This window comes from Pseudonocardia sp. N23 (assembly GCF_002583555.1).
Lineage (GTDB): Bacteria > Actinomycetota > Actinomycetes > Mycobacteriales > Pseudonocardiaceae > Pseudonocardia.
The window spans coordinates 1-23,988 of sequence record NZ_BEGX01000006.1 but is presented as its reverse complement, the minus strand read 5'-3'; the positions used below and the strand labels follow the sequence as shown (position 1 = coordinate 23,988).

Sequence of the window (23,988 nt, the reverse complement as noted above, 5' to 3'; positions counted from 1 at the left end):
TAGGGCTACCCGCGAACGACGTCGGTCACCGCCTCCAGGGCCGACGGGTCCTCCATGGCAGAGGTGTCGCCGGTCGGCCCGCCGTGCACGACGACGTCGCGCAGCAGCCGGCGCATCGTCTTGCCGGTGCGGGTCTTGGGCGTCGCGGGCGTGACGTAGACGCGGTCGGGCCGCGCGTAGCCGCCCATCTCGGCCGCCACGAGGGCGCGGATCCGGTCGGCGACACCGTCTTCGCAGGAGGAGCGCAGCGTCACGAACGCAATCGGCACCGTGCCCTTGGTCGCCTCCGGCACCCCGACGACCGCAGCCTCGACGACGTCGGGGTCCGAGGTCACGACGGCCTCGATCTCCATCGTCGAGATGCGGTGCCCGGCGACGTTGATGACGTCGTCGGCGCGGCCGAGCACCCAGATGTGCCCGTCGCGGTCGAGGACGGCCTCGTCGTTGGTGGGGCAGCTGCCGGGGAACGTGGCGAAGTAGGTGTCGAGGTAGCGCTGGTGGTCGTCCCAGACCGTGCGGCACAACGTCGGGAACGGGCTGGTCAGCACGAGGTTGCCCTTGACGCCGGGTGGCACCGGGTTGTTGTCGTCGTCGACGATCGCGAACGTGTGCCCCGGGGCCGCCGTCCCGGCCGAGCCGGCCTTGAGCGGCTCGGCCCCGTACACCGGGTAGGTCCACGTCGAGCCGGTCTCGGTCTGGCCGTAGGCGTTGATCACCGGGACGTCGAAGGTGTCGGTGGCCCACGCGAAGGTGTCGCCGTCGAGCGGCTCGCCCTGCGCGGTGATCAGCTTCAGGCCCGGCAGCGGGTGCGCGGCGGCGAGGTCGTCGCCGAACTTGCGCAGCATCCGGATCAGCGTCGGCGCCGCCAGGATCTTGGTGACGGCGTGGCGTTCGCAGATCTCGTAGAACCGCGTGGTCGTCGGGAAGTCCAGGGCCCCTTCGAAGCATGCGACGGTCATCCCGCACGCCAGCCCGCCGACGACGGCCTGGATCGGGAACGTCAGCCGGCCGACGTCGGCGGCGACCCAGTAGACGTCGTCGTCCTCGTACCCGACCTGCCAGTGCGCGTTCGCCCACGAGCCGAGCAGGAACCCGCCGACGCTGTGCACGACGCCCTTGGGCCGCGACTCGGTGCCGGAGGTGAAGATCAGGAACGACGGGGCGTTGGGGTCCAGCGGGACCGCCGGGGGCCGTCCGCGCCCGCGGCGAGGACGTCGGCGTAGGAGCGCTCCCCCTCGACCAGCGGTACGGCGTCGCCGGTCCGGTCGACGACGACGGTCGCGCGCACGCCCGGGGTCCGCGAGCGGGCGGCCCGCAGCGTCTCCAGCAGCGGGATGCGCTTGCCGCGCCGGTAGGACGAGTCGGCGACGACGACCACCGCGGCCCGGGCCGCCTGCAGCCGCGACGCGACGGCCTCCTCGCCGAACCCGGAGAACAGCACCGTGTAGACGGCGCCGATCCGGTTGCAGGCGTGGATGGTCGTGAAGGCCTCGCCGAGGTTGGGCATGTAGATCGCGACGACGTCACCCTCGCCGACGCCCACGTCGAGCAGCCCGGCGGCGAGCCGGGAGACCTCGTCGGCGAGCTCGGCGAAGGTCAGGGTCCGGGTGTCGCCCGGCTCCCCCTCCCACACGACCGCGGCCCGGCCGGCGGTCGCGGGGTGCTCGGCCCAGCGGTCGACACAGTCGTCGGCGACGTTGAGCAGGCCGCCGTCGAACCAGCGGGCGTCGGTGACCCCGCCGGTGCGGACGGTGTCCCAGTCCCGCGTCCAGCGCTGTCGGCGCGCAACCCATTCCCAGTAGCCGTCGGCGTCCAGCGCGCGGGCGGCGGCAAGCCCCTCGACCCGGGCCGGGACCGACCATCGCGGTGGCAGCGGCAGCAGCGGGGTACCGCGACGGCCAGCGCGTCACCGTCGGAGCCGCCGAACTCAGGCGGGGTGACCAGGCCGAGCATCCCCGCGTCGCCCAACGGTTTCCACAGGTCGGCGGGGAAGGCGCCCGCGGCCTCGGCGGCGTCGACGTGCGGCCGTACGACCTTGTCGACGAATCCGCGGCACACGTCGCGGAACTCACGGTGCTCGTCGTCGAGCTCCCAGGTCACGGTCACCCCTTCCGGAGACGACCTTCGGACCCTACGACGGCACGCCCGGTCCCGCCGGGCTCAGCCGGTGTAGCGCTGTTCGAGTGCCTGCACCTCCGGCAGGCCGATGAGGTCGGTGAACTCGTCGAACGAGGGCAGACCGGACAGTGCGGCGGCGGGGGTGCCGTCGGCGCGGATGGTGGCCAGCAACGATCCGACGGCCGCCGTCGTCGCGAGCAGGGTGCCGATCGGGTAGAGCACGAGCGCGAAGCCCAGCTCCCGCATGCGGGCCAGCGACATCGGTGGGGTCCGCCCGCCCTCCGCCCAGTTGAACAGCAGCGGCGCGGTGGCGGCGAGGGCACCGGCGACCTTCTCGATGTCGGCCTCCGACGTCGGCGCCTCGACGAACAGCACATCGGCGCCGGCCTCGCGGAAGGCGTGGGCGCGGTCGATAGCCGCGTCGACCCCGTCGACGGCGGCGGCGTCGGTGCGCGCGATGACGACGGTGGCGGGATCACGGCGGGCGTCGACGGCCGCGTGGATCTTGCCGATCATCTCCGGCAGCGCGACGACCTGCTTGCCGCTCATGTGCCCGCACTTCTTCGGCGTCACCTGGTCCTCGAGCTGGATGCCCGCGATCCCGGCCTGCTCGTAGACGCGCACGGTCCGTCCGACGTTGATCGCGTTGCCGTAGCCGGTGTCGGCGTCGGCGATCACGGGGACGTCGACGGCGGCGGCGATGCGCCGGGCGTTGTCGGCCATCTCGGTGCCGGTGAGCAGCCCGACGTCGGGCCGCCCGATCAGCGACGCCGACGTGCCGAACCCCGTCATGTAGACGACGTCGAACCCGGCCTGCCCGACCAGCCGCGCGGTCAGCGCGTCGTAGGCGCCCGGCGCGAGCACCGGCCCGTCCTGCGGGGCGGCGGCGATCAGCGCCCGCAACCTCGCTCCCGGCGTGGCATCCGCGCCTGCCATGTGTCCCCCGTCCGTCGGTCCACCGAACGTACGTCGCGCTCCGGCTGCGCGCGATCTACCGTGCGGAGGATGACGGTCGGACCGCACGGCGGCCCCTTCACCGGGCGCCTCGGCTGGGGGTCGCACCCGGCGCTGCTCGTCGTCGACATGGTGCGCGCCTACACCGAGCCCGACGGGCCGTTCGCACTGCCCGAGCCGGGCCCGGCCCTCGCCGCGTGCGCCACGCTGGTCGACGCCGCCCGCGCCGCGGGCCGTCCCGTCGTGTGGACGGTGGTGCGCTACTCCCGCGACCTCGCCGATGCGGGGCTGTTCGTCCGCAAGGTGCCTGCGCTCGCGGTGTTCGCCGAGGGCGCCGCGGGCGGCTGGGGCGAGATCGCGCCGCCGCTGGCGCCCGATCCGGGCGAGACACTCGTCGTGAAGCAGTACGCGTCGGCGTTCCTGGGCACCTCGCTCGCGCCGCGGCTGGTGACGGCGGGGATCGACACGCTCGTCGTGTGCGGGGTGTCGACGTCGGGCTGTGTGCGGGCCTCGGCGACCGACGCGCTCTCGGCCGGGTTCCGGCCGATGGTCGTGCGCGACGCGTGCGCGGACCGGTCGGCCGCACTGCACGAGTCCAACCTCGCCGACCTCGACGCCAAGTACGCCGACGTCGTCTCGCTGGAAGACGCGCTGGCGCGCCTGTGAGCGGCGATGGTCGCTATAACGACTATCGCCGCTCACGAGGGTCGGGGCAGGCTGGGACGGTGAGCGCCACCTCCACCACACCCCTGTCGTCGACCCCCCGCAGCTCGTTGGGCCGCCTCGCCGAGCGCGCCCGCACCGACCGCGACGATCTCTACGCCGTCCTCGACGCCGGGATCGTCTGCCACCTCGGGATCGTGCTCGACGGCGCGCCCATCGTGCTCCCGACCGGCTACGGCCGTAACGGCGACACCCTCTACCTGCACGGATCCACCGGGGCGTCGACGCTGCGCGCGGCGGCGCAGGGCATGCCGGTGTGCGTCACCGTCACCCACCTCGACGGCGTCGTCTACGCGCGGTCGGTGTTCCACTTCTCGATGAACTACCGGTCCGCGGTGGTGCACGGCACCGCCCGCCTGCTCACCGACGAGCAGGAACGGATGGACGGGCTGCAGGCGCTCGTCGAGCAGCTGGCGCCCGGCTCGTGGGACCACGCCCGGCTTCCGTCGCGCAAGGAGATGGCCGCCACCAGCGTGCTGGCGCTCGACCTCGCCGAGGCCAGCGTCAAGGTGCGCACCGGCCCGCCCGGCGACGACGACGAGGACGTCGCGAACCCCGCCTACTGGGCGGGGGTCCTGCCGGTGCGCACGGTCTTCGGCGAGGCCGAGCCGGCGCCCGACCTGATCCCCGGCACCCCGACGACACCGGAGCACGTGACAACGCGTCGATCGTCACAGGCCCGCCCCTGACACGACCGCCGAGTTCGACCTGAGCCTGGTCCCGACCACGGATCCAGCAGCCTCACGTCGGACTCGGCGCAGTGACGCGACCGGGATCGGCGCTGGTCACGACGGGTGACGGGACGCCCGGGGCGCTCCCGTAACCTCGGCCCGCGTGAGCAGCGCGAACTCCCCCTACCCGCCCGCGGAGCGTCTCGACCTCGTCGACCGGCTGCACGGCCACGACGTCGCCGATCCCTACCGCTGGCTGGAGGACCCGGCCGACGCGCGCACCGTCGCGTGGTCGGCGGCGCAGGACGAGCTCACCGCCGCGCAGCTGACCGGCCTGCCCGGCCGCGACCGGCTCGCCACGCGCCTGCGCGGCCTGCTCGACGCCGGTTCGGTGTCGGCTCCGCTGTGGCGGGCCGGGCGTGCGTTCCTGGTGCGGCGCACGCCGGGGCAGGAGCACGCCGTCGTCCTGGTCCGCGAACCGGGACCCGACGGCGGACGCGTCGAGCGGGTCCTGCTCGACCCGATGGTCCTCGACCCCGACGGCCTCACCACCCTCGACTCGTGGGTGCCCGACCTGGAGGGCCGCCGGCTCGCCTACCAGGTCTCGCGCGGCGGCGACGAGAACTCGGTGCTGCACGTCATGGACGTCGCGACCGGGGAGATCGTCGAGGAGCCCATCGACCGCTGCCGCTACTCCGATGTCTCCTGGCTGCCCGGCGGCGAGGAGATCGTGTTCGTGCGCAAGGTCGCCGACGGCGAGGTGCCCGCCGGCGAGGAGAACCTGCACCGGCGCATCTGGCGCCACCGCATCGGCGCCGACACCGCGACCGACGTCCTCCTCGACGGCCCCGGCCTCTACGACGGGCACAACTACTACGGTGTGCGCGTCTCCCGCGACGGGCGTTGGCTCGTCGTGTCAGCGAACGTCGGGACCGCACGCAGGGACAGCGTGTGGATCGCCTCCCTGCACAGCGACGGCACGACGGGCGAGCTGGTCCCGGTCCTCACCCAGGACGACGACGTGCAGGCCGCGGCGTGGGTCGAGCGCGACGGGCTGCTCTACGTGCTCACCACCGACGGCGCGCCGCGCTGGAGGCTGTGCGTCACCGAGCCGGAGCGCCCGCAGCGGGAGCACTGGCGTGAGCTGGTGGCCGAGGACCCCGGATCGGTCCTGGAAGGGGTCCGCCGTCTCGAACCCTCCGACGGAAGCGCCGACGAGCCGCTCCTCGTCCTCGTCCGCGCCCGGCACGCCGTGGCCGAGCTCGTGCTGCACGCCCTCGACGGCACCCCGCGCGGCACCGTCCCGCTGCCCGGCATGGGCTCGGTGTCGGGGCTGACCGTCGCCGACCGCGACACCCCCGCCGAGCACGGCCGGCTCTGGATCGGCTGGACCGACCTCGTCACCCCCTACCAGGTGCAGCGCTACGACCGGGCCACCGGCGAGACCGTGCTGTCGGAGGCCGCGCCCGGCGAGGTCGACGTCCCCGCCGTGCACGCCGAGCAGGTCGAGTTCACCTCCGCCGACGGCACGACCGTCCGCATGTTCGTCATCCGGCCGGCCACGGCCCCCACCGGGCCCGTCCCCGCGCTGGTCACCGGCTACGGCGGCTTCGGCATCACCCGCGAGCCCGCCTACACGCCGTCGGCGCTGACGTGGGTCGAGGCGGGCGGGGTCTACGCGCTCGTGTCGCTGCGCGGCGGCGGCGAGGAGGGCGAGGCCTGGCACCTCGCCGGCAACCGCGGCAACAAGCAGAACGTGTTCGACGACCTGCACTCCGCCTGCGAACGCCTCGTTGCCGACGGGATCACCACCCCCGCGCAGCTGGCCGTCACGGGCGGCTCCAACGGCGGCCTGCTCGTCGGCGCCGCGCTCACCCAGCGCCCCGACCTGTACCGGGCCGTCGTCTGCTCGGCGCCGCTGCTCGACATGATCCGCTACGAGGAGTTCTCGCTGGGCCGCACCTGGAACGACGAGTACGGCACCGCCGCCGACGCGACCGAGTTCGGCTGGCTGCGCTCCTACTCGCCCTACCACCACGTCCACGACGGCACGGCCTACCCGGCCGTCCTGTTCACCGTGTTCGAGTCCGACACCCGCGTCGACCCGCTGCACGCCCGCAAGATGTGCGCCGCGCTGCAGCACGCCACCGCCGGCGACCCCGGGACCCGGCCGGTGCTGATCCGCCGCGAGACCGACGTCGGCCACGCCGGCCGGTCCGTCTCCCGGACCGTCGCGCTGTCGGTCGACCAGCTCGCGTTCCTCGCCGCCCACACCGGACTGGAGCTGACGTGACCCTCTACTCCCAGGGCCTGCTCCCCGACCAGCCGATCTGCGCCGCCGAGCCCGGCACCTGGTGCGCCCGCTTCTACCAGTGGACGCACAGCGACTTCCTCGCCGAGTCCGCCAACACGATCGTCTCCAAGACGTTCGCGATCATGCTGATCGTCGTCCTCGCGCTCGTGACCCGCTGGCTGCTGCACCGCGCGATCCGCCGGCTCGTCGAGGGCACCGCCGACAGCAAGGTCTCCCGGGCGATCCTGCGCCGCACGCCCGCCCGGATGCGCAACGGCTCCGTCGAGGCCGTCACCGCCCGCCGCACGCAGCGGGCCAAGACCGTCGCCTCGGTGCTGCGGTCGATCAGCTCCGCGGTCATCCTGCTGATCGCCGTCGTCATGGTCCTCGCCGAGTTCGGCGTCGCCCTCGGCCCGATCCTCGCCTCCGCGGGCATCGTCGGCGTCGCCGTCGGGTTCGGCGCGCAGAACCTCGTGCGCGACTTCCTGTCCGGAATGTTCATGCTGCTCGAGGACCAGTACGGGGTCGGCGACGTCGTCGACGTCGGGGACGCGATCGGCACCGTCGAGACCGTCGGGCTGCGCATCACGACGATCCGCGACATCAAGGGCACCCTCTGGTACGTGCGCAACGGCGAGATCGTCCGCGTCGGCAACATGACGCAGGGCTACGCCGTCGCCGTGGTCGACCTGCCGCTCGCGCACACCGTCGACACCACCGAGGTCACCGAGCTCGTCCTGCGCGTCGCCACCGAGCGCCTCGGCGCCGACGACATCTCCGGCGACGTGCTCGAACCCGTGCAGGTGCTGGGCGTCGACAAGGTGACCGCCGAGGGCGTCACGCTCCGGCTCACCGCCAAGGTCAGCCCCGGCCGGCAGTTCGTCGTGCAGCGTGCGCTCAACGCCGCGATCACCGACGCGCTCGACGAGGAGCACATCCCGCGGCCCGTCGTGTTCCCGCCGCCGGTCGGGAGTGCGGGCACACCCGCGCTGCCACCCACCGGCGGGAAGAACTGACCGTGCGTGACAAGGGATAGTGGTGACGTGAGTACTCCGCAGAACTTCTACGCCGAGGTCGGCGGCGACACGATCCGCGGGATCGTCGCGCGCTTCTACGAGCAGGTCGCCGAGGACGAGATGCTGCGCGAGATGTACCCGGAGGAGGACCTCGGCCCCGCCGAGGTGCGCTTCCGGATGTTCCTCGAGCAGTACTGGGGTGGCCCCCGCACCTACTCCGACCAGCGCGGTCACCCGCGGTTGCGGATGCGGCACGCACCGTTCCGGATCGGCCCCGTCCAGCGCGACGCCTGGCTGCGGTGCATGCGCGTCGCCGTCGACGAGTCGGGCATGGACGACGCCCACCGCGAGCAGTTCTGGGCCTACATCACATACGCGGCTGCGAGCATGGTCAACGCCGATTTCTGAGGCCTCCGCAGCCTTCATCACCCGTCCGTGACGGGTTTCGTCACGCTCCGCGTCGGTTGCGGATGGCAGGATGTCCGGGTGCAGTGGTGGCGTGACGCGGTGGTCTACCAGGTATACGTCCGCAGCTTCGCCGACTCCGACGGCGACGGTGTGGGCGACCTCGACGGAGTGCGCAGCCGGCTCGGCTACCTGGAGTTGCTGGGTGTCGACGCGTTGTGGCTGACGCCGTTCTACCGCTCCCCCATGGCCGACCACGGCTACGACGTCGCCGACCCCCGCGACGTCGACCCCGTCTTCGGTGACCTCGCCGCCTTCGACGCCCTCGTCGAGGACGCCCACCGGCACGGCCTGAAGATCATCGTCGACCTGGTGCCCAACCACACGTCCACCGAGCACGAGTGGTTCCGGGCCGCGCTCGACTCCGCACCCGGCAGCCCCGAGCGCGCGCGCTTCCACTTCCGGCCCGGCCTCGGCGAGCACGGCGACGAGCCGCCCAACAACTGGCAGAGCATCTTCGGTGGCCCGGCGTGGAAGCGCGTCGGTGACGACGAGTGGTACCTGCACCTCTTCGCCCCCGAGCAGCCCGACCTCAACTGGACCAACCCCGAGGTCTGGGCCGACCTCGACAAGACCCTTCGGTTCTGGGCCGACCGCGGCGTCGACGGCTTCCGCATCGACGTCGCCCACGGCATGGCCAAGCCCGAGGGCCTGCCCGACGACCCGCAGGCCCGCACCGAGCTGCTCGCCAACACCGACGGCGACCCCCGCTTCGACCAGGACGACGTCCACGACGTGCACCGGATGGTCCGCGCCGTCCTCGACCACTACCCGGGGCGGATGGCCGTCGGCGAGATCTGGGTGCGCGACGACGAACGTTTCGCCCGCTACGTCCGCCCCGACGAGCTGCACCAGGCCTTCAACTTCCGGCTCCTGCAGACCCCGTTCGACGCCGCCGCCGTCCGCGAGGCCATCGAGCACTCCATCGACGCCGTCGACGCCGTCGGCGCCCGCCCCACGTGGACGTTGTCCAACCACGACGTCTCCCGCCCGGTGACCCGCTACGGCGGCGGCGCGGCCGGGCTGGCCCGGGCCCGCGCGATGGCGCTGGTCATGCTGGCCCTGCCGGGGTCGGTGTACGTCTACAACGGCGAAGAGCTCGGTATGCCCGACGTCGACGTCCCCGACGAGGCGTTGCAGGACCCCGTGTGGGAACGCTCCGGGCACACCGAACGCGGCCGCGACAGCTGCCGCATCCCCGTCCCCTGGGAGGGCGGCGGCCCGGCCTACGGCTTCAGCTCCGGCACTCCGTGGCTGCCCATGCCCGCGGACTGGGACGCGCTCACCGCCGCCGACCAGCTGGAGGACACCGGCTCGACGCTGTCGATGTTCCGGCACGCCCTGGAGCTGCGGCACACCCACCCGGGCTTCGTCGTCGACGACGACCGGCGCACCCGCGTCGAGTGGTACGGCGCCCCCGAGGGCTGCCTGGCGTTCCGGCGCAGCGGCACGACCCTGGCGTGCGCCCTCAACACCTCCGACACCCCCGTCCCCCTCCCGCCCGGCGACGTCCTCGTCACCAGCGGCCCCCTCACCGACGACGGCCGGCTCCCCCCGGACACGGCTGCCTGGCTGGCCTGACCCGATCCGCGCCTGCCCTCTCCCATTGCAGGACCGGGGCCGGGGCCGGGGCTCAGCTCGCGAACAGAGGCTCAGCTCGCGAACAGGGGCTCAGCTCGCGAACAGGGGCAGGGCCGTGACGCGGCGGCGGACGACCGCGCCGAAACGGGCGTCGATCCGCAGCCACGAACCCGTGGCCGAGACCCGCACCACCGGACCGCCGGGGCCCTCGTCGGTGCCCGTGTCGGCACCACCCAGGAACCCCATGCCCGACAACGCGAACAGGCAGCGCATCGGGATGCGCACCGGCGGGCCGGCGCCGTTGTCGACGGTCAGCACCGTCTGGTCGAGCAGCGACGCGGGCGGACCCATCGGACCGGCGTGCTCCCGGGCCAGCGCCAGGCCCCGCTCGGTGAGCTTCTCCAGCTCGGCGGCCGGCACGGTGTCGACGACAGCCCAGCCGTCGTCCGGCGGCACGTCGGTCCCCCAGAGGCCCGCGGCGGGGCCGGGGTCGACGGTCTCACCGCGTTCCACGGCCAGCGACGTCAGCAGCCCCTGCGCCGACACCGTCAGCTCCGCGGGGTCGCAGGTGCCGCGCACCGAGCGGGTGGCGAGCACGTCGAACGGGGTGGCCGCCCAGGCGGTCAGCTTGTCCCCACGGGTCCGCAGCCGCACCAGCGAGGTGGGTTCCAGACGGACGAGGCGTGCGGTGAACGCGCCGAGGTCGTCGCGCTCGGCGGAGTCGGCCAGTGTCAACGAGCTCACGAGCTCTCCCCCCACTCCCCGAGGAACGCGCGTTCCTCGGCCGAAAGACGTCGCGGCCGGTTCGCCTCGAGGTCGAACAACGCCATGTGTGTGCGGGCGGTGACGGCGACGGGATCGGAGCCGTCGGGGCCGTCGTGCATCTCATAGCCGATCGTGAACGACGCGGCCCGCACGTCACGCACCCACATCTCGACGCGCAGCGGTTCCGCCCGGTAGGGGATCTGGCGTTTGTACTGGACCTCCAGCCCGGCGACGAGCAGACCGGTGGCGAACGTCCCCGCGCCCGAGGTGCGCGCCCGTTCGAAGACCAGGTCGATGCGGGCCTCCTCGAGCAGCGTCACCGCGCGGGCATGGTTGACGTGCCGGTAGGCGTCCTGGTCGGTCCAGCGAAGCGGGACGTGAGCGACGAAACGAGCCACGTCGCACAGCCTCTCAGGTGCGCCGGCGGGCTCAGCGGGCGAGTCCGCGCAGCTGCCGCACGACGACGGACAGCGTGGCGAGGTCGAGCCGTCCACCCGCGGCGCCCTTGCCGCCGATCTCCTCCAGCGCCGCCCGCGCCCGCACGAGCCGTGAGGCGTTCGTCTTCTCCCACAACGCGATCGCCTCGTCGGGCGGGGTGCCGGGCGGCGCCTCGCGCAGCAGGTCGAGGGTGACCGCACGCAGCGACGCGTACAGGTCGTCGCGCAGCGCCAGCCGGGCGAGGCCGTGCCAGCGGTCGCCCCGTTCGAGCGCCGTCACCGAGGTCAGGGCCAGGTCGACCCCGAGGTGCGCCGACATCGCGAAGTACATCGCGGCGACCTCGACGGGTTCGCGCGGCTCCCGGTCGCGCTCGGACAGCTCGGTGAGGTCGACGACGTCGAGCAGGCCGAACGAGTACATGAGCTCGGTGGAGCGCCGGGCGAGGTCGGCAGGCACCCCGTCGGCCACGAGGGCGTCGGTCGACGTGGCGACGGCGGCGGCCTCCGGCCCCCGCAGCAGGCCGCCGACGCGACCCGACAGCTCCCGGACGACCTCGCTGAAGCGGGCCGTCTCCGCGCCGACGGCGAGGGGCTGAGGCCGGTTGGTGAGGAACCAGCGCGACGCCCGGTCGAGCAGGCGGCGCGACTCCAGGACGACCCGGTCGGCGAGCGCGACGGGCATGTCCGCCGCCCGCGCCTGCGCCCAGAGCTCGGGGAGCCCGAACACCGCGGTCGACACCGTGTAGGCACGGACCGCTTCGTCGACACCCGCCGACAGCTCCTCGGCCAGCCGGAACGCGTACGACGTGCCACCACCGTCGACCATCTCGTTGACCAGCATCGTCGCGACGATCTCGCGTCGCAGCGGGTGCGCCGCGATGGGCCGGGAGTAGCGGCGGCGCAGGGGCTCCGGGAAGTAGCCGGGCAGCAGGCCCGCGAAGGCGGGCACCTCCGTCAGCTCCGTGCCGAGCAGCCGGTGCGTGAGGTCGAGCTTGGCGTGCGCGAGCAGCGTCGACAGTTCCGGGCTGGTCAGCCCGAGCCCGGCGGCCTCCAGGGCGGCGAACTCGTCGTCGTCGGGGAGGACGTCGATGTGCCGGTCGAGGCCGGTGCGCTCGGCCAGGTCCGCGACCATGCGCCGGTGCACGTTGGCCATCGCCGCGGCGTGCGAGCGGCCGACCCCGAGCACCGCGTTCTGGTCGCGGTTGTCGTCGAGGACCAGCGCGGCGACCTCGTCGGTCATCTCGGCCAGCAGCTCGTTGCGGGCCTGCCGGTCGAGCTCGCCCGCGGCGACGACCCCGTCGAGCAGGATCTTGATGTTGACCTCGTGGTCGGAACAGTCGACGCCCGCGGAGTTGTCGATGGCATCGGTGTTGATCCGGCCGCCCGCGCGGGCGAACTCGATGCGGCCGCGCTGGGTGAGGCCCAGGTTGCCGCCCTCCCCGACGACCGCGACCCGCAGCTCGCGGCCGTCGACGCGGATCGCGTCGTTGGCCTTGTCGCCGGCGTCGGGGTGCGACTCCGTCGAAGCCTTGACGTACGTGCCGATGCCGCCGTTCCACAGCAGGTCGACCGGGGCCAGCAGGATCGCCCGGATCAGCTCCGGCGGGCTCAGCTTCACGACACCGTCGGCCAGCCCCAGCGCCACCCGCATCTCCGGGCCGACGGGGACCGACTTCGCCGTCCGCGGCCACACCCCGCCGCCCGCCGAGATCGCGGACCGGTCGTAGTCGTCCCACGACGACCGGGGCAGCGCGAACAGCCGCCGCCGTTCGGCGATCCCGCGCGCCGCGTCCGGGTCGGGGTCGACGAACACGTGCCGGTGGTCGAACGCCGCAACGAGCCGGATGTGCTCGGACAGCAGCATCCCGTTGCCGAACACGTCGCCGGACATGTCCCCGATCCCGGCGACGGTGAAGTCGTGGCTCTGGGTGTCGATGCCCGTCTCGGCGAAGTGCCGCTTCACCGACTCCCACGCGCCGCGGGCGGTGATGCCCATGGCCTTGTGGTCGTAGCCGACCGACCCGCCGGACGCGAACGCGTCGCCCAACCAGAAGCCGTAGCTCGCCGCGACGTCGTTGGCGACGTCGGAGAACCGCGCCGTGCCCTTGTCCGCCGCGACGACCAGGTAGGCGTCGTCCCCGTCGTGACGCACCACGTCGGGCGGCGGGACGGTGGCGCCGTCGACGAGGTTGTCGGTGACGTCGAGCAGGCCCGAGACGAACGTCCGGTAGCAGGCCTCGACCTCAGCGGGCGCGGGCTGCGCCGCCTTGACGACGAACCCGCCCTTCGCCCCCACCGGCACGATCACGGCGTTCTTCACCGCCTGCGCCTTGACCAGTCCCAGGATCTCGGTGCGGTAGTCCTGCGGGCGGTCCGACCAGCGCAGCCCGCCGCGCGCGACAGGCCCGAACCGCAGGTGCACGCCCTCGACCCGCGGCGAGTACACGAAGATCTCGAACTTCGGCCGCGGGCTGGGCATGTCCGGCACCGCCGCCGGGTCGATCTTGAACGAGAAGAACGGCCGGTCGCGGAACCAGTTGGTGCGCAACGTCGCGGTGATCATGCCGAGGTAGCCGCGCAGGATGCGGTCGGCGTCGAGCCCCGCGACGTCGTCGATCAGCGACGTCACGTGCCCCAGCGCCGCCTCCGTCGCGGCGGTGCGGGCGTCGGCCTCCGGCGCCGGGTCGAACCGGGCCCGGAACAGCGCCACGAGCCCGCGCGCGATCTCGGGGTGGGAGTGCAGCACGTCGGCCAGGTAGTTCTGTCCGAACAGGCTGCCGAGCTGACGCGAGTAGCGGCCGTAGGCGCGCAGCAGCGCGACCTCCCGCCAGTGCAGGCCCGCACCCAGCACGAGCGCGCTGAAACGGTCGGTCTCGGTGTCGCCGCGCCAGGCCGCCGAGAACGCCGCGCAGAAGCCACCGGAGCCGTCGCCGGTCGGCCACGGGCTCCCCGCGAGGGCCAGCCCGAAGTCGTAGACCCAGCAGCGGTGGCCGTCGGGACGCACGAACTCGGCGGGCCGCTCGTCGAGCACCTCGACACCCAGCTGCTGCAGGACCGGCAGCACCGCGGTGAGCGTCACCGGCGCGTCGGCCAGGTAGAGCGTGAACCGCTTCTCCCCGCTCCTTCCGTCGGCGCCGCTCGTGTACAGACGCACCGCGAAGCCGCCCGGTTCCAGCGACAGCACGTGCCTCAGGTCCTCGACCGCCTGCGCGGCCCCCACCGACGCCTTGTACGAGTCCGGGATCCCCGCGAGCAGCTCCGGCACCGCGACGGCGCCCAACGTCGCGACCAGCCGGTCGTCCCACGTGCGGATCGCCTCGGCCAGCTCGTCGGCGAGCCTCACCGGATCGGGCAGCTCGTGGGCCGCCGCCGTCGGATCGCGGTGCACGGTGAACTGCACCAGCGCCAGGCTCGCCTCGCTCACCCGCGCCGTGTAGTCGACGTCGGTGCCGCCGAGCCGCTCCCGCAGCACCGCCGCCATCGCGAGCCGCGCCGCCGTCGTGTAGCGGTCGCGCGGGACGTAGACCAGGCACGACACGAACCGGCCGTACGGGTCGGGACGCAGGAACACCTGCACCCCGCGCCGGCCCGCGGCCTTGAGCACGCCCAGCGCGATGTCGCACAGCACCTGCTCCGAGGTGCCGAACAGCTCCTCGCGCGGTAGCCCCGAGACGACTTCGAGCATCCGCTGCCCCGAGTACGACGCCAGCGGGAACCCGGCCAGGCCGATCGCCCGCCGCACCCGGCGCTCGATCAGCGGGATGTCCAGGACGTCCTCATGGGTCGCCGAGACCGTCAGCATGCCGACGAACCGGTGCTCGCCGATGATGCGCCCGTGCGCGTCGAACGTCCGCACGCCGACGTAGCAGGGGTGCACCGGGCGCAGCACCCGGCCCGGGATCTCCGCGCGGGTGAAGACGAGCTGCTCCAGCTCCGCCTGCCCCGCCCACGCGAAGCCGTCACCGACGGGTGGCAGGCCGCGCAGCACACCCAGCGCCGAGTGGGCGTCGGGGCGCGACGTCCCGTCCGCCGTGACGACGTGGTGGCGGTAGCCCAGGAACGTGAAGTGGCCGTCGGCGAGCCAGCGCAGCAGATCGGCGACGTCGGCGGAGTTCCAGGCCGCCCGGCCCGCCGCCGGCGCCGACGCGGCCAGCCCGTCCGCGACCCGACGCGCCCGATCCGCGATCGGCGGCCCGTCGGCGACGACGTCACGCACGTCGCGCAGCGCAGCGAGCACCTCGTCGCGCAGCACGTCGGCGTCCGACACCGGGGCCGCCAGGTCGACGTGCATCCACGACTCGACCAGCGCACCCGCCGGTGGCGCGTCCGGGTCCGCGGTGTCGAGCACCTCACGCAGGGCACCGGAACCGTCGCGGCGCACGACGACGACCGGGTGCACCAGCCGCGCCACCTCCCCGCCCGCGTGCCGCACCGCGAAGAGCACCGACTCGACGAGGTAGGGCATGTCGTCGGTGACGATGTCGACCGACGGACCGCCCTGCTCCCGCGACACCCGCACGATCGACTCGCCCGGAACCCGGGTCGCCGCGACCTCGCTCGCCCGCGCCGCCAGCCGCGCCGGGTCGGGCCGCTCAGCGGGGGTGGCCCGATCGTCCTCGACGGCCGTCTGCCGCAGATAGACGCGGCCGAGCGCGTCACCCGGCTCGTCACTCGCGTGGGCTGCGTCGGGACGCGAGGCGGAATCGCCCGCGTCGAGGGTTCCGGCGTCGGATCCGGTCCTGCTCATCAGGCGTGGCTCCAGTCGGTCGATGACTGACGCCTCACCCTAGGGTGCGCGCGGATGATCGACCCCCGCGGTCCCGGCCCGCCCGTGGACATCCGGTGGAGCCACACGGCCCTGCCCGCGCCGGTCGACGTCTGTTCACATCCCCCGGTACGCGGCCATCGCACCCGCGAGGAGATCCGCGAGGCCGAGCGACTCGATGTCCGGCTCCTCGTCCGCCGGCTCTGCCGTGTCGGCCTGCGGTGCCGGTTCTGCCGTGTCACCCTGCGGTGCCGGCTCGGCGCCGGGCGGGCCCTGAGGAGGTCGGCCGGCCGACGGCGCCGGGGCCGGGGCGGCGGGTTCGCTCCCGTCCACGGGGTCGGCCACGGCGTCCGTGTCCCGTCGACGGCGCCGGCCCCCGGTGGGTGCGGCACGAGGAGGGTCACAGGCCGGGCCGTCCTGCGGGTCGGGCCGCAGCCGGCGCCGGCCACCGTCCGCCGGACGTGGATCGAGGATGTCGACGTCGACGACCTGCGCCTCGCCGTCCCTCGCTCCGAGCCCGTCCGCCGCTCCGGGCCCGGCGCCCGCTCCGACTCCGACTCCGACTCCGACTCCGACTCCGACTCCGGCAGCCTGTCCTCCGGTTCCGGCGACCTCTCCGAACCCCGCGCCGTCGGCGTCACCAGCGCCCGGTCCGGTTCCGGCAGCGGTACCGGCTCCGGCAGCCGGTCCGCCTCCGGCCGTTGTTGCGGCCCCCGCAGCCACTCCGACTCCGGCAGCTGTTCCGACTCCGGCAGCTGTTCCGACCCCGGCAGGTGTTCGGACCCCGGCAGGTGTTCGGACCCCGGCAGGTGTTCGGACCCTGGCAGGTGTTCGGACCCTGGCAGCCGTTCCGGCTCCGGCACCTGTTCCGGCCCTGCCGGCCGTTCCCTCCCCGACAGCCGCTCCGGCCGCGGCAACCGAGGCGCGCGGGCCCCCGCGGTCGGTCTGGTGGCCGCGGTGTCGTCCACCGCCTCCCTGTCCGAGATCGTCGTCACCGGGTGCGGAGGCGGCGGCATCGAGGCCGTGATCCCGGTGCCGCCCGGGGCGCTGCCGACCGCCGTGCTGGGCTGTGGGTTCCGTTGCCGGGCCCGGCGGCAGACCCGGGCCAGCGCGGAGTCCGTCGCCGGGCTGTCCGGCAAGGGGCCCTCCGGCAAGGGGCCCTCCGGCAACGGGCCCTCCGGCAACGGGCCCTCCGGCAACGGGCCCTCCTGCAACGGGTCCGAACTGCATCGTGTCCTCGGCGCCGGAACGGTCCCGGGGTCGTGTCATCCGACGCGCCGCCCGCGCTGCCGCGACGCGTTCCACCGGGTTCCCGCCGGTCTCGGTCACGGGCCGCGCGACCGGGTGCGTCCCCAGGTTGTGCAGGATCTGTGCCCCGCGCACCCCGTCGGCGCCGACGACCGCGGCCCGCAGGAACGCACCGTCGAGCTCGCGCGCCGCCGGGAGACCGGCCGCGAGGTCCTCGAGCACGGAATGCACCCACGCCACAGCCCCCGCGCGGTCGAGGCCGGGGAACCCGACGGTCACGACGTTCTCCCCGCCCCGCAGGGTCGCACCCGTGGGCAGGGTCGCTCCGGCCCGGCGCGCGATGCGCCGCAACGCGACCGACGCCGCCGACCCGCCGACCCGCTGGTCCCCCGACACGAGGTCCACCACGACCGACACCTCGCCGACGGCATGCTCCACAGCGCGGGTAGCGGGTTCGACGTCCTCGACGAGCGGGTCCACGAGGGTCTGGGCGCGTCCGCGGCTCGATGTCCGGCCGCGCCCGGACACCCGGCCGCTGTCGGGCGCCGGGCCGCCGTCCGACCTCTGGCCGCCGTCCGACGCCTGTCCGCCGTCCGACCTCTGGCCGCCGTCCGACCTCTGGCCGCCGTCCGACCTCTGGCCGCCGTCCGACCGCTGGCCGCCGTCCGACCGCTGGCCACCGTCCGATGCCTGGTTCCGGCGCGGTGGGCGGAGGGGGCCCGGTGCGTCGGAACCGCTGCCTCGCCCGCCGGTGCGATCGGCGCGGCCATGGCCGTTCACGTGCCCGCGACAGTCCGCACCCGCGTCCCCCGCTCGCTCCCGGTCGCCCAGCGGGTCCAGGACGTCGAGCGGGTCGCGGTCGTGGCTGCCGTCCGCGCTGTCTCCGCGCGAACCCTGGTCCTCGGCTCGTCGGTGGCCGCCCACGCGTTCGCCGTGCCGGGCGTCGCCACGGAGATCGGCGCCCAGGCGATTCCCGTCGCGCCCGGCATGCGGGCTCGTACCGGCGAACCCGTCGCGCACTTCGTCGTCGCCGCGCGGGGCCGGATCGCCGAGCCCGCCGGGCGGCTCGTCGTCGTGCCCGGGACCTACATGTGCGCCGCGGTGCCCGGTCTGCCTGCGAACCTCGGTGTCGTCCGTGTTCCCAGCCCTGTGGCTGCCCCGGGCACGACCAACGGTCTCGCGCCGCTCCTCAGCCTCCCGCCGCGCGCGGCGGGAGGCCCGAGTGGGCGTCCGCTCGTCCCGGTCCGGGGGACCGTCGCCGACCGGTTCACGCTCCCCGACCTCCGGCCCGGCCGCGGCTTCGCGCTCCCTGGCGACCGCCCGCAGTGCCGACTCCTCGATCGGCGACCGCGGGTACCACCGTGCCAGTGCCATCGCCGCGGCATCGGTCTCCACACCGACGACGGCCGCGTCCGCAGCCCGATGCTGCCGGGCGCTGCGCGTCGTACCGAGTCCCGGTGGCTCGGCGGCGACCGTCGCCGGCTCACCGTCGGCCCGGCGACGTCGCCCGCCTGACTTCGGAGCGTGCGTCTCGGGCGCGGCCTCGCCCGGCGCAGGAGCCGTCGCGTCCTCGGCAGCACGGTGCCGCCGTCCCGTCGCCACCTCGACACCAGCGACCTCGTCGGCGGGGGCGCGATGACGCCGGCCCCCGGGAGCGGGGGCGCTCGGCGCGTCGTCGGCGGCAGCCCGGCGGCGCCGACCCGTCGCCGCCGGCTCCTCGTCGGCCGACGCCCGCCGTCGGCGACCTGCCTTCTCCTCGGGCCGGCCCCACACCTCGTCGATCTCGGCGATCGCCTTGGCGAGCCACGCCGCGGCATCGGCGGCGGCGTCGGACACGGCGAGCGCAGGCGAGGCGCCCTCCGCCCGCGCACTCAGGGGCTCGGAGGGGGCCGGGTCCCTGCGCGGGGGTGCCGCCCGTTCGACCGCGGCCGCGACCTCGGTGCTCCACCTCCGGAATCGCGACGCCTCCTCACGGTCGTCCCAGGCCTCGTCGGTGAGGGTCCCGGCGCGGCGCAGCTCTGCCATCAACGCATCGCCCATCGGCGACGACATCCGGGAGGTGCGCCGGCTGACGGCACTGGGCGCGGCCTCGGTCGCGCTGCGCGTCGGGAGGCCACTGCCCGTAGCGGAGCCGCTGCCCGTGGGGACACCACTCACCGTCGGGAGGCCACTGCCCGTCGGGAGGCCACTGCCCGTCGGGAGGCCACTGCCCGTCGGGAGGCCACTGCCCGGCGGGAGGCCACTGTCGGAGCCATCGGGCCGGGTTCCGCGCGGGCCGGTCGACAGCCCGGAGACACGTCCGGTTGCGGGTGTGTCGTCCACTGCGGGCCGACCGCGGTCGGCCCGGACGGGGTTCTCGACCCGCCGGCGGCGGGAGGTCGGGCCGGTCCCCGCGTCGGCACCCGGCGCCGTTGCGGTCGTCCCGGCATCCGCGGCGGTGTCGGGGGCCAGCGGCGTCCCGACCTCGGGGTCGTGCGCGACGGGGACCGCCGAGTCGAGGACCGTCCCCGACAGCACGTCCCGCGACGGCCCCGGCCCGCCCCCGGGGCGGCCGCGAGGCGCCTGTCGCGCGCCAGGGCGGTCGACGCCCCGCGGGTCCGTCCGCGCTCCCGCGGGGTCACGGTGGGCGGCGCCGACGGCTTCGGGGACCCGCGTGCCGACGGACGTCCTGTCGGTGCGGCGAGCAGCGGCCGGGCGCCCGGACCTCGTCCCGGTACCCGGGCGGGTGTCGGCCAGCGCGGCGAGCAGCGGTGCACCGGCACGGAACTCCTCGGCCCGCCGTCGGTCGTCCTCGTCGGACCGCCTGCGCAGCCGCAGCTGCGACCGCGCCTGGCCGAGCCTGCCCGAGGCCTCGTGGAGTTCGGCGAGTGCGGCGCGGCAGGCACTCTCGAGGTCGGGAGCACCGGCCGCGCCGGCATCGGCTGCGGCCCGCTCCAGTGCGTCGATGGTGCCGGACGGACGCGACGTCGCCCGCGCGCACGTCAGCCGCAGCTGCGCGAGCTGGCGGCTCGCGAGGCCGTCGACGTCGAGCCGGGGCGCGACCTCGTCGGCGGCAGCCCGGGCCTCACGTATCGCTCCGGCGTCGAGGAGGGCGCCGATCCACTGGGTCGCCAGCGCGGCGGTGAGGTGGTCGGACTCGGTCGCCTCGGTGGGACGGTCGCGGCGCCAGCCCAGCAGGCCCATGGCGGCTCGGGCGCGGTCGGCGGCGATGTGGTGGCGCGAGTGCGCCCGCTCGGCCGCGGCCCGCAACAGCTCCGCGGTCGCCGCGGCGGCGTTGCCCGCGACCTCGCGTGCCACGGCGTCGATAGGGCTGAGCAGCTGCTCGAGCCTGTCCGGCCCGTCGGACAGCGACGCCCGTGCGCGCGCCACCAGCGCGTCGAACCGGACGTCGACGGGAGTCGAGGCGTCGCGCAGCAACCCGTCGAGCAGGAGCCGCGCGACGCCCGCCGAACCGTGGTCGCGGGCGACCCCGGCGAGCTCGGCCCGTAGCCGTGCACCGTCGGCGCCCCGAGCCAAGTCGCGCCGGACGCCGCCCTCGAGCTGTGTGAGCACCGCGGCAGCTTCGTCGCGGGCGTCGCCGATGGCTGCACGCCCGTGCAGCGTCCACCCCGCGGCGAGGACCCACGTCGCATCGTCGCGGGCCTGCTCGGCCGCGAGACGGCCGAACGTGGCCGTCAGGTCCGGACGGGACCACCGCGATCCGGCCGCGGCGACGAGCAGCGCCTGAGCCGGATCCGAGGTGTCCGTCCCACGTCCGGACCTGACCGTCGACACGCAGCAGCCTCCCGCGGAACGAGGCACCCCGGGGACCGACCGGCACGCCTTACGAAGATCACCGCGCCGACGCGGGATCGCTCTCAGTCACGAGTCAGCTTACGGTGCGTCACGCGATGCGGACGCGCCGCCTCCGCTCCGAGCCGGTCGACCTTGTTCTTCTCGTAGGCCTCGAAGTTTCCTTCGAACCAGAACCAGGACGCCGGGTTCTCGTCCGTCCCCTCCCAGGCGAGGATGTGGGTCACGACTCGGTCGAGGAACCACCGGTCGTGGGAGATGACCACGGCGCACCCGGGGAACTGCTCGAGAGCGTTCTCCAGCGACCCCAGGGTCTCGACGTCGAGGTCGTTGGTGGGCTCGTCGAGCAGGATCAGGTTGCCGCCGATCTTGAGCGTGAGCGCCAGGTTGAGGCGGTTGCGCTCGCCACCGGAGAGGACCCCGGCCGGCTTCTGCTGATCCGGCCCCTTGAACCCGAACGCCGCCACGTACGCCCGGGACGGCATCTCGACCTGACCGACCTGGATGTAGTCGAGCCCGTCGGACACGACCTCCCACACGTTCTTCTTCGGGTCGATCCCGCCGCGGTTCTGGTCGACGTAGGACAGCGAGACGGTCTCGCCGACCTTGACCTCACCCGAGTCCGGGTGCTCCAGCCCGACGATCGTCTTGAACAGCGTCGTCTTACCGACGCCGTTGGGGCCGATGACCCCGACGATGCCGTTGCGCGGGAGCGTGAACGACAGGTCCTTGATCAGCTGGCGGCCGTCGAAACCCTTGTCGAGGTGCGAGACGTCGACGACCGTGCTGCCCAGACGCGGGCCGGGCGGGATCTGAATCTCCTCGAAGTCGAGCTTGCGGTGCCGCTCGGCCTCGGCAGCCATCTCCTCGTAGCGGTCGAGCCGCGACCGGGACTTGGCCTGGCGCGCCTTCGGGTTGGACCGCACCCAGGCCAGCTCGTCCTTGAGCCGCTTCTCGAGCTTCTGGTCCTTCTTGCCCTGGACGGCGAGCCGCTCGGCCTTCTTCTCCAGATAGGTCGAGTAGTTGCCCTCGTAGGGGTAGGTGCGGCCGCGGTCGATCTCGAGGATCCACTGAGCGACGTTGTCGAGGAAGTAGCGGTCGTGCGTGACGGCCAGGACGGCGCCGGGGTAGGAGCTCAGGAACTGCTCCAGCCACAGCACGCTCTCGGCGTCGAGGTGGTTGGTGGGCTCGTCGAGCAGGAGGAGGTCGGGCTTGGACAGCAGCAGCTTGCAGAGCGCGACGCGGCGGCGCTCACCGCCTGAGAGGTTGGTGACGGGGAGGTCGCCCGGCGGGCAGCGCAGCGCGTCCATGGCCTGGTCTAGCTGGGAGTCGAGGTCCCACGCGTCGGCGTGGTCGAGCTCCTCCTGGAGCTTGCCCATCTCCTCCATCAGCTCGTCGGAGTAGTCGGTGGCCATCTGCTCGGCGATCGCGTTGAAGCGGTCGAGCTTGACCTTCGTATCGCCGACGCCCTCCTCCACGTTCCCGAGGACGGTCTTCTCCTCGTTGAGCGGTGGCTCCTGCTGGAGGATTCCGACGGTGGCCCCAGGGGCGAGGAAGGCCTCGCCGTTGTTCGGCTGGTCCAGACCCGCCATGATCTTCAGCACGCTGGACTTGCCCGCGCCGTTGGGGCCCACCACACCGATCTTCGCCCCTGGATAGAAGCTGATCGAGGCGTTGTCGAGGATGACCTTGTCTCCGTGCGCCTTGCGCACGTTCTTCATGGTGTAGATGAACTCCGGCACGAGCCCGATGGTAGTAACGCTCCTGACGACGCCGTTGTCCGGTGCACCCGGGCGGGCACGAGGCACCGCCCGGATGCCGGCCGGAACCAGGTCAGCCGACCGTCGCGGGCTGTGCAGCGAGGCTCCACGGGTCGTCGGAGACCTCCGTCGGGGCGCCGTCGGCGTGCGCCTCGACGTCGTCCGCGATCGCAATCCTCAGCTCTTCGTCGAGCTCACCGTCGACCTCCTCGTCCGACGCGTCCCCGTCTCTCGGGGCGGGGAGGTCCTGCGCCGCATCGGAACCGGGCACTCCGGACTGCGGTCGCGGACGCGACACCGCGGCGGTGCAGCGCGACAGGTCAGGGCCGATCGCGTTCGCGTCGATCTCGACGTCGATCCGGCTGTCGCCCTCCTTCGTGGTGTACTCACGCGTCGACAGGCGGCCGTAGACCACCACCGGGTCGCCCTTCACGAACGACGCACCGACGTTCACGCCCAGCCGGCGCCACGCGGTGACCGTCACGTACGACGTCCCCGAGGTCACCCACTCGCCGGCGTCGCGGTCGAAGCGCCGGACGTTGCTGGCCAGCCGGAAGCTGGCCAGGTCGGTGCCGTCTGCCGTCCGTCGGCGCATCGGCGTCGATGCCACGTTGCCCACGATGGTCGTGTAGATCTCGTTCACCGTTGTTCTCCCTGTTCGGACCGGGTGTCTGGGAACGATCATCGCGAGCGGGGGCGGCCCCGGGCGTCCGCCGGCGCGATCTGGGGACAGCTGACATCGTTGTGGACAACCTGCGGCGAACCCGAACCGGCGACGCCCGAACTGTCGTCCCGGTATGCCCTCCCCGGCCCGGGACCACGACGCTGCCCGGGGTCCGTCCCACGATCGATCACCCAACGGCGGCAACGCATCCCATCCACCTCCGGGCACCACCGACCGATCGGGCCCCGCCGGCGTCACCGGCGAGAACGACGAGTCGCACCTCGCACCGCCTCGCGCGGTCTCCCCGCGGGGAGACTCCCGTTCCGGTCGGTGACGTCGCGCTGTCCGACGTCACCTCAGGCACGCCGGGCGACCCTGCGCGGCTGCTTCTCGGCACGACCTGTCGTTTCTGGGGAAGACGAGCTGATCGAGCGACTTGCGGGTCGGTTTGTCGTCCGCTGCGACCTGCGCAACGCCGAGCGGTCGACGACAGTCGATTCCGGCACCCGGGCTACCCGCTGCGCGGCCTCACCATGTCGCAAACCGGCTCGGGTGTCGATGATGCGGCAAAGCGGCGTCGGTTCGATGCGAACCACCCAACCCGCCGCCGGCACGCCCAACATGAGACCCGCACACTCTCGGACCGCCGCGAATGATCAGTAGCCCTGAAAATGGGCACAAAAAAAAAAGGGGAATGGTTCCGGACCGAAGTCCGAAACCATTCCCCTGAATTTCA

Annotated in this window: 15 protein-coding genes and 2 pseudogenes; 6 read left to right on the top strand and 11 right to left on the bottom strand. The window is 73.6% G+C overall.

Features of this window, described 5'->3' with window-relative positions:
* Positions 1-5: 5 nt before the first annotated feature.
* The 5 genes and pseudogenes from TOK_RS33770 to TOK_RS03700 all read right to left on the bottom strand — a co-directional run bounded on the left by TOK_RS33770 (position 6) and on the right by TOK_RS03700 (position 3,054).
* Positions 6-1,148, bottom strand: coding sequence for an acyl-CoA synthetase (locus TOK_RS33770; protein ID WP_253258171.1), 1,143 nt, complete (start codon positions 1,146-1,148; stop codon positions 6-8).
* The gene (locus TOK_RS33765; protein ID WP_253258161.1) at positions 1,148-1,633 is read right to left on the bottom strand and encodes an AMP-binding protein; all 486 of its coding nucleotides are present in this window, start codon (positions 1,631-1,633) and stop codon (positions 1,148-1,150) included. Before TOK_RS33765 ends, TOK_RS33770 begins: the two co-directional genes overlap by 1 nt.
* Before the next feature lie 108 nt (positions 1,634-1,741).
* A pseudogene (locus TOK_RS33760) lies at positions 1,742-1,816 on the bottom strand (hypothetical protein); the annotation flags it as partial.
* A 134-nt stretch (positions 1,817-1,950) separates the two neighbouring features.
* A pseudogene (locus tag TOK_RS33755) lies at positions 1,951-2,058 on the bottom strand (acyl-CoA dehydrogenase family protein); the annotation flags it as partial.
* Positions 2,059-2,160: 102 nt separating this feature from the next.
* The gene (locus TOK_RS03700) at positions 2,161-3,054 is read right to left on the bottom strand and encodes an oxaloacetate decarboxylase (protein WP_098956365.1); all 894 of its coding nucleotides are present in this window, start codon (positions 3,052-3,054) and stop codon (positions 2,161-2,163) included.
* Between the two features lie 69 nt (positions 3,055-3,123).
* On the opposite strand from TOK_RS03700, the gene TOK_RS03695 reads away from it, so the two are divergent.
* The 6 genes from TOK_RS03695 (at position 3,124) to TOK_RS03670 (ending at position 9,821) form a co-directional block, all read left to right on the top strand.
* On the top strand, positions 3,124-3,738 hold the full coding sequence (locus tag TOK_RS03695) for an isochorismatase family protein (RefSeq protein WP_098956364.1): 615 nt from the start codon (positions 3,124-3,126) through the stop codon (positions 3,736-3,738).
* Between the two features lie 59 nt (positions 3,739-3,797).
* A complete protein-coding gene (locus TOK_RS03690) occupies positions 3,798-4,484 on the top strand; it encodes a pyridoxamine 5'-phosphate oxidase family protein (RefSeq protein WP_098956363.1) in 687 nt (228 codons plus the stop codon).
* Between the two features lie 145 nt (positions 4,485-4,629).
* Entirely contained in the window at positions 4,630-6,759 is a 2,130-nt protein-coding gene (locus TOK_RS03685) for a prolyl oligopeptidase family protein (RefSeq protein ID WP_098956362.1), read from the top strand.
* A complete protein-coding gene (locus TOK_RS03680) occupies positions 6,756-7,775 on the top strand; it encodes a mechanosensitive ion channel family protein (RefSeq protein WP_098956361.1) in 1,020 nt (339 codons plus the stop codon). Before TOK_RS03685 ends, TOK_RS03680 begins: the two co-directional genes overlap by 4 nt.
* A gap of 27 nt (positions 7,776-7,802) precedes the next feature.
* The gene (locus TOK_RS03675) at positions 7,803-8,183 is read left to right on the top strand and encodes a globin (RefSeq protein WP_098956360.1); all 381 of its coding nucleotides are present in this window, start codon (positions 7,803-7,805) and stop codon (positions 8,181-8,183) included.
* A gap of 78 nt (positions 8,184-8,261) precedes the next feature.
* On the top strand, positions 8,262-9,821 hold the full coding sequence (locus tag TOK_RS03670; RefSeq protein ID WP_098956448.1) for a glycoside hydrolase family 13 protein: 1,560 nt from the start codon (positions 8,262-8,264) through the stop codon (positions 9,819-9,821).
* Positions 9,822-9,911: 90 nt separating this feature from the next.
* On the opposite strand, the gene TOK_RS03665 is transcribed toward TOK_RS03670, so the two are convergent.
* The 6 genes from TOK_RS03665 to TOK_RS03640 all read right to left on the bottom strand — a co-directional run bounded on the left by TOK_RS03665 (position 9,912) and on the right by TOK_RS03640 (position 23,231).
* Entirely contained in the window at positions 9,912-10,565 is a 654-nt protein-coding gene (locus TOK_RS03665) for a hypothetical protein (protein WP_098956447.1), read from the bottom strand.
* Positions 10,562-10,984: a thioesterase family protein gene (locus TOK_RS03660; protein WP_098956359.1), complete on the bottom strand. Its 423-nt coding sequence runs from the start codon at positions 10,982-10,984 to the stop codon at positions 10,562-10,564. The genes TOK_RS03665 and TOK_RS03660 overlap by 4 nt, the downstream gene beginning before the upstream one ends.
* Before the next feature lie 31 nt (positions 10,985-11,015).
* Positions 11,016-15,770 (bottom strand): NAD-glutamate dehydrogenase, encoded by a 4,755-nt coding sequence (locus tag TOK_RS03655; RefSeq protein ID WP_098956358.1) that lies wholly within the window; start codon positions 15,768-15,770, stop codon positions 11,016-11,018.
* Between the two features lie 135 nt (positions 15,771-15,905).
* Complete coding sequence (locus TOK_RS03650) at positions 15,906-20,810, bottom strand: hypothetical protein (RefSeq protein WP_098956357.1); 4,905 nt, start codon at positions 20,808-20,810, stop codon at positions 15,906-15,908.
* Between the two features lie 83 nt (positions 20,811-20,893).
* On the bottom strand, positions 20,894-22,570 hold the full coding sequence (ettA, locus tag TOK_RS03645; protein ID WP_098956356.1) for an energy-dependent translational throttle protein EttA: 1,677 nt from the start codon (positions 22,568-22,570) through the stop codon (positions 20,894-20,896).
* Positions 22,571-22,661: 91 nt separating this feature from the next.
* A complete protein-coding gene (locus TOK_RS03640) occupies positions 22,662-23,231 on the bottom strand; it encodes a single-stranded DNA-binding protein (RefSeq protein WP_098956355.1) in 570 nt (189 codons plus the stop codon).
* Positions 23,232-23,988 lie beyond the last annotated feature (757 nt).